Annotated in this window: 12 protein-coding genes; 6 read left to right on the forward strand and 6 right to left on the reverse strand. The window is 36.2% G+C overall.

Annotated elements, in window-relative coordinates:
* Positions 1-66: 66 nt before the first annotated feature.
* Positions 67-1,497 (reverse strand): MocR-like pyridoxine biosynthesis transcription factor PdxR, encoded by a 1,431-nt coding sequence (locus BW946_RS02470; protein WP_076594829.1) that lies wholly within the window; start codon positions 1,495-1,497, stop codon positions 67-69.
* 102 nt (positions 1,498-1,599) lie between these two features.
* Between BW946_RS02470 and BW946_RS02475 the strand changes: the two genes are divergently transcribed.
* Both BW946_RS02475 and BW946_RS02480 read left to right on the forward strand, forming a co-directional pair.
* Entirely contained in the window at positions 1,600-2,055 is a 456-nt protein-coding gene (locus BW946_RS02475; protein ID WP_076594656.1) for a cupin domain-containing protein, read from the forward strand.
* Between the two features lie 120 nt (positions 2,056-2,175).
* Entirely contained in the window at positions 2,176-3,060 is an 885-nt protein-coding gene (locus tag BW946_RS02480) for a dihydrodipicolinate synthase family protein (RefSeq protein WP_076594657.1), read from the forward strand.
* Between the two features lie 215 nt (positions 3,061-3,275).
* On the opposite strand, the gene BW946_RS02485 is transcribed toward BW946_RS02480, so the two are convergent.
* The 5 genes from BW946_RS02485 to BW946_RS02505 form a co-directional block, all read right to left on the reverse strand.
* Positions 3,276-4,394 carry an FAD-dependent monooxygenase gene (locus tag BW946_RS02485; RefSeq protein WP_076594658.1) on the reverse strand — a complete coding sequence of 373 codons (1,119 nt, stop codon included), beginning with the start codon at positions 4,392-4,394 and terminating at the stop codon, positions 3,276-3,278.
* 54 nt (positions 4,395-4,448) lie between these two features.
* A complete protein-coding gene (locus tag BW946_RS02490) occupies positions 4,449-4,949 on the reverse strand; it encodes a GNAT family N-acetyltransferase (RefSeq protein ID WP_076594659.1) in 501 nt (166 codons plus the stop codon).
* 13 nt (positions 4,950-4,962) lie between these two features.
* Positions 4,963-5,568 carry a hypothetical protein gene (locus tag BW946_RS02495; protein WP_076594660.1) on the reverse strand — a complete coding sequence of 202 codons (606 nt, stop codon included), beginning with the start codon at positions 5,566-5,568 and terminating at the stop codon, positions 4,963-4,965.
* 184 nt (positions 5,569-5,752) lie between these two features.
* Complete coding sequence (locus tag BW946_RS02500; RefSeq protein WP_002979276.1) at positions 5,753-6,619, reverse strand: sigma-70 family RNA polymerase sigma factor; 867 nt, start codon at positions 6,617-6,619, stop codon at positions 5,753-5,755.
* Between the two features lie 340 nt (positions 6,620-6,959).
* On the reverse strand, positions 6,960-7,751 hold the full coding sequence (locus tag BW946_RS02505; RefSeq protein ID WP_076594661.1) for a S1/P1 nuclease: 792 nt from the start codon (positions 7,749-7,751) through the stop codon (positions 6,960-6,962).
* Between the two features lie 522 nt (positions 7,752-8,273).
* On the opposite strand from BW946_RS02505, the gene BW946_RS02510 reads away from it, so the two are divergent.
* The 4 genes from BW946_RS02510 (at position 8,274) to BW946_RS02525 (ending at position 12,576) form a co-directional block, all read left to right on the forward strand.
* Positions 8,274-9,191 carry a type VI secretion system baseplate subunit TssG gene (locus BW946_RS02510; protein WP_228402430.1) on the forward strand — a complete coding sequence of 306 codons (918 nt, stop codon included), beginning with the start codon at positions 8,274-8,276 and terminating at the stop codon, positions 9,189-9,191.
* A 54-nt stretch (positions 9,192-9,245) separates the two neighbouring features.
* A complete protein-coding gene (locus tag BW946_RS02515) occupies positions 9,246-10,148 on the forward strand; it encodes a TssN family type VI secretion system protein (protein WP_076594663.1) in 903 nt (300 codons plus the stop codon).
* A 25-nt stretch (positions 10,149-10,173) separates the two neighbouring features.
* The gene (locus tag BW946_RS02520) at positions 10,174-11,313 is read left to right on the forward strand and encodes a hypothetical protein (protein WP_076594664.1); all 1,140 of its coding nucleotides are present in this window, start codon (positions 10,174-10,176) and stop codon (positions 11,311-11,313) included.
* An 87-nt stretch (positions 11,314-11,400) separates the two neighbouring features.
* Complete coding sequence (locus BW946_RS02525; RefSeq protein ID WP_076594665.1) at positions 11,401-12,576, forward strand: aminotransferase class V-fold PLP-dependent enzyme; 1,176 nt, start codon at positions 11,401-11,403, stop codon at positions 12,574-12,576.
* Positions 12,577-12,623: the final 47 nt, after the last annotated feature.

Raw genomic sequence — 12,623 nt, forward strand, 5'->3', positions numbered from 1 at the left:
TCCTAAACTATTGTCGGCTTGAACTAAATTCCTGTGTAAATCTGAGACCATTATGATTGAAAAATATTAGAAAAATGTAGAAAAAACTTCAGCAATCAAGGGAATACTCTGTTCCAGCTGTTCTTCAGAAAGTGCTCCATAACTCAATCTGAACCCATTTATATTATTTAGGCTGTATTGTTTAGGATGAATAATTTTAATGTTTTTTTCCAATAATAAAGCAGTTGTCACATCCCAGTCCAATTGTATTTTAGGAACAATCCAAAAAGCCAGACCACCTTCGGGCAAAGTAAAATCGGCAATATCTTTCATGTGCTTGTTCAACAATTCAAAAACAAAATCTCTTTTGTTCTTATAATGAACGGTTGCTTTTCTGATATGCTTTTTTACCGCACCTTCTTTAATCAGCTGCAGAACTGCCTGTTCCATAATGACATCTCCATGTACATCAATAATCTTTCTCAGATCACCAATTTTTTTTAATAATTCCTGATTTTTAGTAGCCAGATAACCGATCCTTAAAGCAGGTGCTACCACTTTGCTTAAAGTCCCGATATATACATAATTGTTCAGCTCAGGAAAACTTGAAACCGGAAGAATAGGACGATATCCGAAGTGAAACTCATTATCATAATCATCTTCAATGATGGTCATATTATATTGGTTTGAAAGCTCAATCAGTTTTAATCTTCTTGAAAGGCTTAGAGTAACTGTAGTAGGGTATTGCCTGTGGGGAGTAATGTAAATTGCTTTTATATTCTGATGCTGTTTTACAAGTTTTTCAATAATCTCAATACTTATTCCTTCCTGATCTACAGGCACGGACAAAAGTTGTGCTCCCGCATACTGAAACGCTTGCCAGGCAGGCTGATAGCCAGGATCTTCTACGATAACAATGTCACCGGGACTTAAAAGACTCTGAGCAGTCAGAAACATTCCCATCTGACTGCCCCGGGTAATGGAAATTTCATTTTCATGAATATGCATTCCGCGCTGATGATTAAGCATTTGCGAAATCATTTTTCTGAATTCTATGTCGCCATGTTCATCTCCATATCCCATCATCTGCCACTTTGCTTTGATGCTGAATATTTGCCTGTAAGCTCTTGCCAGTTCTGTCACAGGTGCAATTTTACTGTCGGGATGGCCATCATCGAAATTGATTAAAATCCCATTAGGAATTACCCGTCGATTAGGGGAATCATACAATTCTTCTGGATTTTTTTCATGTAAGACAGGGAGCTTTTCTGATACGAAAATACCTTTTCTTTCTCTCGAAATTACCCATTCTTCGTTGATCAGCACCTGATAGGCTTCTACAACAGTATTTCTGTTGATTTTCAAATTCTGTGCAAGATTTCGGCTTCCGGGAAGTGCATCGCCGGCTTTTAACCTTCCTGATCGGATATCTGTAATGATGGTGTCTGCAATCTGTAGATAAACTGCTTTTTCAAGCTTCTTATCAATTTCTAATTCTAATTTCCAAGGGCGTAGCATCTGGACTATCTGTTTATATAAAAACTGAATCATTTAAACAGTCCAAATATAGAATAATTTTGTCATGCAATAAAGCACAAAACTCTAATAATTTAAAAAATCATGAACAAAAAACAATTCAGTTCTAAAGACTTTCACGAAACTTTTGCAAGACCAAAGTATGTAAAGCCAAGCCATTTGATCCACAAAAATGTAGAAAATGCAGGAGAACACAATCAGTTTTCAACAGAAAGAAAACATCCGGTTTTCTTTGTCGATCTTCCGAGTAAGAATGTGAGCATGACGATTGGAGGACTGATTCCCGGACAGCAAACCAACAGACACCGCCATACTTATGAGACCGTATTATTTGTGATTGAAGGAAAAGGCTGGACAGAAGTAGAAGATGAAAGAGTATATTGGGAAGCAGGAGATGCCGTATACATTCCTTCATGGGCCTGGCACAAACATCAGAATCTGAGCGATACAGAACCTGCCAAATATATTGCCTGCGAAAATGCCCCTCAGCTGCAGAACTTAGGTGTCGCTTTAAGAGAAGAAGAAGGCAGAGACCTTTAATCGCAGAGATTTTAACCATTAAGATAGTGGATATGATTTCCTTTCAAGGCGAAACTTACCTTAATTACTTACGCCTTCTTAATGGTTTACAATTATTTTCAATTTTTAAATCAGCAAAACATGAAAAATGTTCCATTTAAAGGGATTATTGCTTATCCCATTACACCTTTTGACAAAAATGAAAAAGTAGACATTCCTCTTTTTAAACACCTGGTAGAAAGACTGATCACTTCCGGAAGCCACGGTATTGCTCCATTGGGAAGTACAGGGGTAATGCCTTATTTATCTGACGAAGAAAAGGAAGAAGTTACAGAAGCTGCTTTACAGCAGGTAAAAGGCAGAATTCCAACCCTTGTAGGGGTTTCCAACCTTACGACAGAGAAAACAATTGACCATGCTCAGTTCGCAGAAAAAGCTGGAGCAGATGCGGTAATGATAATCCCGATGAGTTACTGGAAGCTAACCGATGATGAAATTGTAGCGCACTATGATGCCATAGCCAGTAAGATTTCCATTCCGATCATGGCGTACAATAATCCGGCAACAAGTGGAGTAGACATGTCTCCGGCTTTGCTGAAAAGGCTGCTGGAAATTCCTAATGTAACCATGATTAAAGAAAGTACGGGAGATATTCAGAGGATGTATTATCTGAGAAGAGAACTTGGGGAAGATGTTGCATTCTACAACGGCTCCAATCCTTTGGCTCTGGCGGCTTTTTCTGCGGGAGCAAGAGGATGGTGTACTGCAGCTCCCAATCTTATTCCGGAACTGAATATCAGTCTTTATCATGCGGTGGAACAAGGTGATCTTGAGAAAGCAAAAAGAATTTTCTACCAGCAGTTTGATCTTTTAAAATTTATTGTGAACAAAGGATTGCCGAGAGCTGTGAAATCAGGTCTTAATATTTTGGGTGAAGATGGCGGGAATTTGAGAAGTCCTTTGAAACCTTTACATGAAAAAGAAACTGAAGAATTAAAAAATATTATGAAAATCCTTATCAATTAGTACAATCTTATAATCTTGTAAAAAAGAGGCTGTCTGAAAAGGACAGTCTTTTTATGCTCTTCATTTTGAAAATTCTGTTTTTTTAATGGCTATTATTTTTTATCCAGATATTCATCATCCCTCCAAATACATAAAAGATTTTTTTCATTCTGTTAATTTTTGAGATTAGTAATCTGTCAAATATATTTTTTTGAATTTTAATTTAATTTCATTTCCTACATTTCCAGCTCTATAATTCTTTTTGCCATTTTCAGATTCATGCTTTCCGGAATTAAACCCATCAGAAAATTACGGAATGAATTTCCTTTTTCCCATTGCGAAATCTTTCCGATGGTACGGCTTGTATTGACGATATAATCCACCTTTTTTCTTCTGATATTTTGAAACGCTTCAAAAACAGCATTGAAATCCTGATTTTTTTCCAGCAGTTTTCCGATAATATAAGCATCCTCAATAGCCTGGCAGGCACCTTGTCCCATATTGGGAGTGGTAGCGTGGGCTGCATCTCCGGTAAGACATAAGTTTTCAGTATACCATTTAGGAATAGGTGAGAGGTCAGAAATGATATTACAAATGATATTTTCGCTTTCAGTAGCTTCAATAAGTTGTAAAACCAGGGAATCAAAATCTTTAAAAATATCTGCAAGTGATGCATCAAGGCTGAAGCTGTTTTCATTGATGCAGGCATACCAGTAAACCTTTTTCTCAGAAATTTTTACAAATCCGAAACGCTTTCCTTTGCCCCACATTTCAAAAGCTTCCTGATGATGTTTTTCAGGCAGATCAAAATCTACCAGGCCACGCCAGCATTTTTGACCGGAACTCCGTATGATACCGGTTTTTAAGATCTGATTACGGATAGGGGATTTGATACCGTCTGCTCCAAAAACGATTTTACTTTCAATCTGATTTCCGTTTTCAAAGTGTAAAATATAGTTTTCCTCTTTTCTTATTGTTTGCAGTGAATGATTTAATTGGAGACAGCCAGAAGGAAGGCTTTCCGCCAAAATCTTTTGAAGTTCGGCCCGGTGAATAGCAACATTGCAGGAATTATAGTGTGTTTCCAGTTCAAGGATTTCTGTTTTTGAGATGGTCTGCAAAGATTCACTGGCAATAACAATCCGGTGGATTTTATTTCCAGCATTTTCAATCTTTTCTTTCAAACCTAAGTGATTGAAAACCTGCATCGCATTGACAGCCATCATAATTCCGGCTCCTACAGGCTTTATTTCAGGAGCGGATTCATAGATCGTAAAATCATACTGATGCTGTTTCAGGACATTTCCGAGGGTAAGTCCCCCGATTCCGGCTCCTATGATTGAAATATTGTTCATGTATACTTTTTTAGTAGGATGTCACAACATTGTGAAAGATTCTAATTGCTTAACTTATAAACTTAAAATATAACTTTCCGATACTTTTTTAAAACCATACTTGCTGAAAAAATTATGAGCTCCATGATTGCTGACTCCGCTTTCCAGTAAAATAAAACTGATATTCCAGTTTTTAGATTCGTGAATCGCTTCCTCCAGAAGTTTACTTCCAAGAGACTGGCCTCTCACAGACTGGTCTAAAAGCATATCCTCCAGAATGGCATATTTTTTAAAAGGACTGTTGATCACATTAAAAACCATCATACCGACAATTTGCCCGTTTTCGTTTTCAGCAATCAGAATATTAAGTTTAGAACTGCCATCGGAATTAAAATCGGTGATCAGCTGTTCTGTCAGAATCAGCTCAAGATCAGGATTCCAGTGGTGTGAGTCTATCGCTCTTCCGGACATCATTTCGCCGTGAGAAATATAAGCATCTGTTTTGTGGGTAATAAAAAAGTCTACAAGCTCTTTCACGCGGTTTTTATCGGTAAGCCATTGGGTTGTATATTTCATGAGGTGATGGTTTTTATTTAAAATTTTTCAGTTCTGCCAGCAATTTATTCTGCTTATTGATAACTTGATTGAGATGATCTGTTTTCAGAGGATGCGCATTCTGGTACTTTTCAATTTCAGGAAGTGTCTTTCTGATTTTGAATACAAGGTATTGATCATGAACTGCTGCTCTGTTTGCTTTTATTTTGGCGATGAGGTCCCGTATAGTCTGTGTTTTTATATCATATTTTTCAGAGCTGGCCTTTATCTCTTTTTCAATTTGTTTCTTTGTAACAGAATCGGTTACCGAATTGGATAATGCCGTTGCATCATTATAGTATGTTTCTGATTTTTGAATAACATCATCATACTCGGTAATTGCATCCTCAGTTTCCTGATTAATAACCGTTATTCTTTTGTCAAGATCCTGTAAAGCTTTGTCGTTTTTTACAAGCTCCTGATAGATTTCATGAACAAGGTTTCCTTCACGTGAGGAATATCTGGTATTTTTTTTAATAGTTTCTGAAACTGAAGATTCAGCATTGTCAACTGCATTTTCTACGGTAGGAGCCTGGCGGTTATTTTCTCTGCAGGAAAGTAAAGAAAGTATCAGAACAGAGCCGAAAAATATTTTTTTCATAGTATGTTTTGTTTGGATTGAAAATCAGCATCATATCCAAAGCAGCTAAAATTAATCATTTCAATTCTAACACAACTGATAAAGGATATGATTTTAATTAGTTGAACAAACGTTGAAAAATGTTACATCCATAAAAAACGGAGCCTGAAAACAGACTCCGCCTATAAAGTTTTTTACGCTAAAATTATTTACCCAGGTAAGATTTAAGGATCTTGCTTCTGGTATTGTGTTTTAGTCTCTTAATTGCTTTTTCTTTGATCTGACGAACTCTCTCTCTTGTAAGATCGAAAGTTTCACCAATTTCTTCTAAAGTCATTGGGTGTTTTCCGTTCAGTCCGAAGTACAATCTTACCAAATCAGCCTCTCTTGGCGTTAAAGTATTCAATGCTCTTTCAATCTCGATTTGCAGAGATTCAAGCATCAGATCTTTATCAGGACTTGGAGATTCTCCTGAACGTAATACATCATAAAGATTAGAATCTTCACCTTCCACTAAAGGAGCATCCATAGACAGGTGTCTTCCGGAGTTTTTCATAGATTCTTTGATATCTTCCTCGCTCATGTCAAGAACTTCAGCCAATTCTTCCGGAGAAGGCGGTCTTTCATTTTCCTGCTCAAGGTGAGCGTATGCTTTATTGATTTTGTTGATAGATCCAATCTTGTTCAATGGTAATCTTACAATTCTTGACTGTTCAGCCAATGCCTGTAGGATTGATTGACGGATCCACCATACTGCATAAGAGATAAATTTGAAACCTCTAGTTTCATCGTACCTTTTTGCTGCTTTCATTAATCCTAAGTTACCTTCATTAATCAAATCGGGTAAAGAAAGACCTTGATTTTGGTATTGCTTAGATACAGATACTACGAAACGAAGGTTGGCTTTGATTAATTTCTCAAGTGCGGCTCTGTCACCTGCACGTATCCTTTGTGCCAATTCTACTTCCTCGTCCGCAGTAATCAGTTCCACTTTACCAATTTCCTGCAAATACTTGTCTAATGAAGCAGTTTCCCTGTTGGTAACCTGCTTAGTGATTTTTAATTGTCTCATTTATTTTTTCCTCAAAAAAGAGTTACTATAATATATACGTATGAAAAGGTAAAAAGGTTACACAGGATTCAATATTTTTTGTACAAAGTATACTATAAAATGTATTAATGATTTTTTAATAATAGGTTAAATTATTGATAACTAAATTGTTGTGTGTTTTGGTTTATAATTTAAAAAATAAATATAAATTCTAAAAGAGGTAAATTCATTTACAAACTTTATAATTTCCTTAAACCTTAAACAAAAAAAACGAAACCGAAGTCCCGTTTTTATATTTAAGAGTTATATTTTACATTGTATTGGATTAAACAACCCGCAACTTGTAACTCGAAATCCTTGCTTAGAAAAGCTCATTCAATACTTTCGCCAGTCTTAATCCTCCGTAAAGAAGCTGTCTTTCCATCGTTTCATTAAACTTGTACTGATAGTCGTAAGACAATTTAGAATCGTTTGGAGTCTGTGCATAGATCTTATTGGCAATTTTATGAGAATCATACAACCAGTCTTCCAGTGTTCCGGATTGAATCTGTGCTACTTCTTCTTTAGATTTGATATCTAAAAGCTTGGAATATTCAGTGTAGCTGTATTTTTGAGAATCTACTAACTTTCCATCCCAAACAGAGTGTAAATTGGTTTTTTCCCCGAAATACGTAACATTGATTTTGTTTCCGCCCAAATCTTCAGCCCTTCCTACGTGAAGTGGCTGTGCAAGGTCTCCCATAATGTGAATGAGGAAGATTAAAGCAATTTTTCTGTCTTTTTCAGAAGTGTTTTTGTCTTTGATCTGGCTGGATAATGTGTTTACCTGAGTATAAAGGCTTGGTCCTGCCTGTGCTTTTAAGTTTTGTTCAAAAGCTTTAAAATCAGTCATCGGATCAATGTTTACATAATGCCATGATGAAGCCTGCTTCCATGCACCTGTTGTGTCAGATTTGATAAAATCCGGCCAGTTTGCCCAGTAAGCCAGACGCTCTTTCCCCATGATCTTTTTAATCTCTCTTCTCGCTTTGCGGGAAAGGTGGTTTTCTGCAATGTCTGCAATCACTCTGTGTCCCGTTAATCCCCACGCATAAGAATAAAGTGAAGAGGCCATGAATGCTAAAATCAGAATTTTAGAATAAATACTTTTCATTTTAAATAACAATTTTCAGTCTGCAAAGATACGGCCCGCTTTCGGAATGAGCATACATAATCCTGAATTTATTCCATAAGATGATATTAATAAAATTTAATTTACATAAAAGCATAACCATCTTAGTTTTGAATAGATTAGAAAGTACTGAAGATAAAGGCAGAAAACTTTTTATATCCTATATAAAATATAAAATATAAAATATAAAATATAAAATATAAAATATAAAATATAAAATATAAAATATAAAATATAAAATAAAACCATAATTACAAACTTACTTTAAACCTTGAATCCTAAACAATTGGTTCTGAATACTTAATTTTAAATCCTAAAAAGCAAGTAAATTTTCCATTTACCGTATTTTCACGGAATTTGTAGAAAATTATTACTATTAATGTCAACTAATTATTATTTTTAAAATAAAATTGTTGTATAAATATTTTTTCAAACTTATGAGATATATTATCTTTACAAGTCATAATCAGAGGAAACACTATGTATGAGAATAATATTGTAGATATGCATTACAATAAACTGCAGACAGATTTTAAGGCTGAAGCTGTGGCTGTAAACCTATTGAAATACCATCGTGCGGTAAGCAATATCTTCATTGAGCGTGTGGGGGTGAATGACCGTGCTTACCTGAAAGATATTAAAAGTATTTCAAGCAGTTATTTGGGATTTGATGAGGAAGTCTTTACTATACAGAGTTACAGAGAAGGCATTTACGACTATCTTCCGGAAGGTTTATTTCATCCGCCGTCCCTGGGGGCTTCCAGAAAGAATGTAGATACTGTGGTAAGGGAGATCCGGAAGCAGAAAAGGGTAGAAGATGATGCCCGCAGGTTTTTCCGTCCTTTTGAGCTGGAAGTATTTTTTACAGAAATCAGTGCTTTGCTTAAAGAATCAGAATTTGATATCACCAGTAATACGGATTCTTTGCTGGAAACCATAAGTGAGCTTTGGCCTATGATCAAAATGCTGGATGAGCAGAGTGCTTATATTTTCATGCATATTCTGCCGTTTTTCCATCAGATCAGGGGAGACAAGAGATGGTTTGAAAGATGCATGACTGCTTTTCTGCAGATACCGGTACAGGTAAGTTTTTCACCTAATATTATTGATGGAATTGAGAAAAATGATGATTCCATGTTACTGGGGAATTCAAGATTGGGAGTTACCTATATTCCAAGCGGACCTCATATGGACGGGCAGCGAAACTGGGTGGTGAATATTGGTCCTATTCCTTATGAGGATATGAAGAAGTTTATTCCCGGAAGTCCGTTTAGAAATGTACTTCAGGCTCTTTATGACTATTTTCTTCCCGTAACAGTGGATGTGGAAGAGAATTTTGTCACAGAAAAAGAGGAATATTCATTCAGTCTTGAGGACGATGAAAGAAATGCCAGCCGCCTTGGATACTCAACATTCCTCTAAATTATTTTATTATATTTACAGTTACCAACAAAGTATAAATTCGAAAAGAAACAAATGGAAATTTCTTCAGTAAAAGGTATTTTTTTAAGGTATATCTTAATGCCTTTAATCGCAATTATTATGATGGTTATACTCGGTGTAATCAGGAGAAATAAACCTGCGATAAAAATTAAAGTAATTATTATATACGTACTCCTTTGCAGCTTATGCCTGGCTATTCCGGGTGTTTTTGGATTTGCGGGAAACCTTTTTAATCCGTATTGGTATCTTATTGCGCAGGTGATCTACCTTATTTTGGGGATTATTCATGTGAATCTCTTGCATAAATATTTCAAAAAGCACATCGATTCTTTTGCAATGAGTATTCTGTTTGAATCTATCCTTTCATTGACTTGTATAGCCTTGGGGGGATATCTTTTCACACTGATCTTCAACTGGATGAGCAAAGGCACAGGATATGCTGTGATGGCTGCAACAAGTATGGTGATTTTTGTGGTTCCAATGGTATTTTATTACTGTTATATTCAGTTTATCAGTATCCCTTTTGATATTTATAAAACATGGAGATATTCTCCGGAGCAGAAACTTCCAGATTTTGAAGGTGCAGATTTTGACAGGTTAATGGTCCTGAATGTTGAGTTAAGCAAAAAATTAGAAGATACCAACCGTTTCAGAATTAAAGCCAAAACACTTCCTACCGGAGTTACTTTCGGAGATTGGTTCTACAGAGTAGTGGATGATTACAATCACAAAAATCCGGGTTCAATAATTCATCTTTCAGACGAAGGAAATGAGCCTTACTACTGGATCTTTTACACTAAAAAATCTTTTTTCAGTTTTAGAAAATATATAGATTTCGACCATGACATTACCACAAACAGCATTTCTGAAAATGAAGTGGTGATTTGTAAGAGAGTTATTCAGCATGAAGAGGAGGGAGTCACAAGAAAGTCATAAACACAAAAATTAAAAAGTATTAAACATGATACAGCCTATTAAACATTTTGCCATCAATTGGGTGGATGGGATGAAAGTTTCCCAGAGACACCTTAATGATCAGGATAATTTCTTAATTGATACTATAAGAGATTCCAATTCCCTTGGGATTACTACATATAACTACGGACTTCTGCCTATTTCCAATGAATTTACAGACCGTACCATTTTTGATGTTCACAACACGGCAACCAATGATGTACAGCTGGTAATCAAGCGTTGCAGCGCTGTGACAATGGCAGGATACCGTATTGAGCTGACGGACAGAAGAATCAGCGTGAAATCATTAGCGAAATCAATGAATGAAGACCAGGCAGATGGAGAATATTATATTCTGATCTCTGTAAATCCCTTTGATAAAGTACCTTTCGGAGATATTGATCCTGAGGAAATTCCGCCGCGTCACCCAAGTGCACAGCCGAACCATCATATTGAACTGCTTCCTGTAACGTCTTTGAACAGCAGCTATTCAGGAGGAAATTATCTTATCATCGGTAAGGTAGATTTAAAAGGAAATATTGCTCAGGTAGATTCCAACTTTATTCCGCCTTGTACTTCCGTACAGAGTCATCCGGCTTTGGTAGACTATTACAGCAGCTATGCGAAGTCTATCGGAAACCTTCAGCAGTATGCTTTTAAAATCATTCAGAAAGCATCGCACAAAAACCAGAATACAGCGTTGGCACAAAACGTTAAGTTTTTGTGTACTACCATGGTAAATACTTTCGGCGATATGTATTTCCAGTTCAGAAATATTACGCCATGGCAGCCGCCTGTATTTTTAATTGAGTCTTTTGCAAGACTGGCACTTCATTTATACAATTCAACCCAGCTTCTTGTTCCTGCAGAATTGGAGGAAATGCTGAACTACAGTCTGGAATGGAGTGAGATTGCTCCTCATACTTTACTGAACCAGCTTTCTATTGTAGCAGAAACGAATTATGACCACCACAATTGTGGTGAACCTTTGCTTTATATCCAACAGATGTTGAGAAGCCTTGAAATTATTTTCTCTAAACTAAGCGAGCTTGATTATATCGGGCAGAGAAAAGAAAATATCATCGTTAATGAGCAGGAAGTTTCCACGAACACAAACCCAAAAAGAGGTTGGAGTGTTTTAGATTAGAAATTGAATCCCGGATGAAAATTCGGGATTTTTTATAGACGTTTTTAGGAAAAATTAAAAGTAAATTTGCTGTAAGGATCAATAAAAATGAATTTAGAAGTTATAAGACAGGATACTCCGGGATGTTCGGGTAAGATATTTTTAAACAGTGCAGGGGCTTCATTAATGCCCCAATCTGTTGTGGAGACAACCATTAAGTTTTTATATGAAGAACAGGAATTGGGAGGGTATGCAGCAGCGGTGCAAAACCCGGGTATCATCAATCAGTTTTATGAAGAGACGGCAAAATTGATTAATACAAAGCCTTCCCATATTGCATTTGTAAGCAGTTCTACAGATGGATATGCAAAAGCTTTATCCAGTATTGATTTTATAGAAGGAGATTGTATCATTACCACCAATGATGATTATATATCCAATCAGATTGCTTTTATTTCTTTGCAGAAAAGATATCATATTGAAATCATCAGAGTGGACAATCTTCCTGACCATGAATTAGATCTTGAGGCCTTTGAAAATCTGATCAAAAAGTATAACCCAAAATTAATTGCTGTTACTCACATTCCTACTAATTCTGGTTTAATCCAGAATATAGAAGGAGTGGGGAAGTTGTGTAAACAATATGATGTTCTGTATCTTGTGGATGCTTGCCAGTCTGTAGGACAGATTGTGGTGGATGTTGAAAAAATCCATTGTGATTTTCTCACGGCAACCGGGAGGAAATTTATACGTGGACCAAGAGGAACTGGATTTTTGTATGTTTCAGATAAAGTATTAAACAAGAAAATGTATCCTCTGTTTTTAGATAGTTTTGGTGCTCAATGGACAGCATTTGATGATTTTCAGCTCAATGATACTGCTAAAAGATTTGAATTTTTTGAAAGACCTTATGCTGCTTTAGCTGGATTTGCAGAAGCTTTGCGCTATGCCAATGCCATTGGAATGGATCAAATAGAGATCTACAACCACAAGTTAGCAGATACCTTAAGAATCAATCTGCAGAACTACGGTTTCAGAGTGCTGGATCAGGGAAATAGGTTAAGCAGTATTGTGACTTTCTGCCAGCCGGATGGAAGGGTTGAAAATATTCATAAGGCTTTGAGTGATAACAATGTATTTTTCAAGGAAAACCGCAGAGAAGATGCACTCATTGATTTTACCTCTAAAAATGTAGATCATGCGATCCGTTTATCCCCTCATTATTTTAATACGATGGAAGAAATTGAAAGAGTATCACAACTTTTAGAAAATATCAACCATTAAAATGATGGTTTTAAATTTGAAGCGCCCTGGCGGATGCCAGGGCGCTT

Source organism: Chryseobacterium sp. RU33C (genome assembly GCF_900156015.1).
Taxonomy (GTDB): Bacteria; Bacteroidota; Bacteroidia; order Flavobacteriales; family Weeksellaceae; genus Chryseobacterium; species Chryseobacterium candidae.

Bases quoted from the DNA above. Each gene is read 5' to 3' on its own strand.
- BW946_RS02485 (WP_076594658.1), bottom strand. From the start codon at position 4,394: ATGAACAATATTTCAATCATAGGAGCCGGAATCGGGGGACTTACCCTC.
- BW946_RS02475 (WP_076594656.1), top strand. From the start codon at position 1,600: ATGAACAAAAAACAATTCAGTTCTAAAGACTTTCACGAAACTTTTGCA.
- BW946_RS02470 (WP_076594829.1), bottom strand. From the start codon at position 1,497: ATGCTACGCCCTTGGAAATTAGAATTAGAAATTGATAAGAAGCTTGAA.
- BW946_RS02525 (WP_076594665.1), top strand. From the start codon at position 11,401: ATGAATTTAGAAGTTATAAGACAGGATACTCCGGGATGTTCGGGTAAG.
- BW946_RS02510 (WP_228402430.1), top strand. From the start codon at position 8,274: ATGCATTACAATAAACTGCAGACAGATTTTAAGGCTGAAGCTGTGGCT.
- BW946_RS02495 (WP_076594660.1), bottom strand. From the start codon at position 5,568: ATGAAAAAAATATTTTTCGGCTCTGTTCTGATACTTTCTTTACTTTCC.
- BW946_RS02490 (WP_076594659.1), bottom strand. From the start codon at position 4,949: ATGAAATATACAACCCAATGGCTTACCGATAAAAACCGCGTGAAAGAG.
- BW946_RS02480 (WP_076594657.1), top strand. From the start codon at position 2,176: ATGAAAAATGTTCCATTTAAAGGGATTATTGCTTATCCCATTACACCT.
- BW946_RS02500 (WP_002979276.1), bottom strand. From the start codon at position 6,619: ATGAGACAATTAAAAATCACTAAGCAGGTTACCAACAGGGAAACTGCT.
- BW946_RS02505 (WP_076594661.1), bottom strand. From the start codon at position 7,751: ATGAAAAGTATTTATTCTAAAATTCTGATTTTAGCATTCATGGCCTCT.
- BW946_RS02520 (WP_076594664.1), top strand. From the start codon at position 10,174: ATGATACAGCCTATTAAACATTTTGCCATCAATTGGGTGGATGGGATG.
- BW946_RS02515 (WP_076594663.1), top strand. From the start codon at position 9,246: ATGGAAATTTCTTCAGTAAAAGGTATTTTTTTAAGGTATATCTTAATG.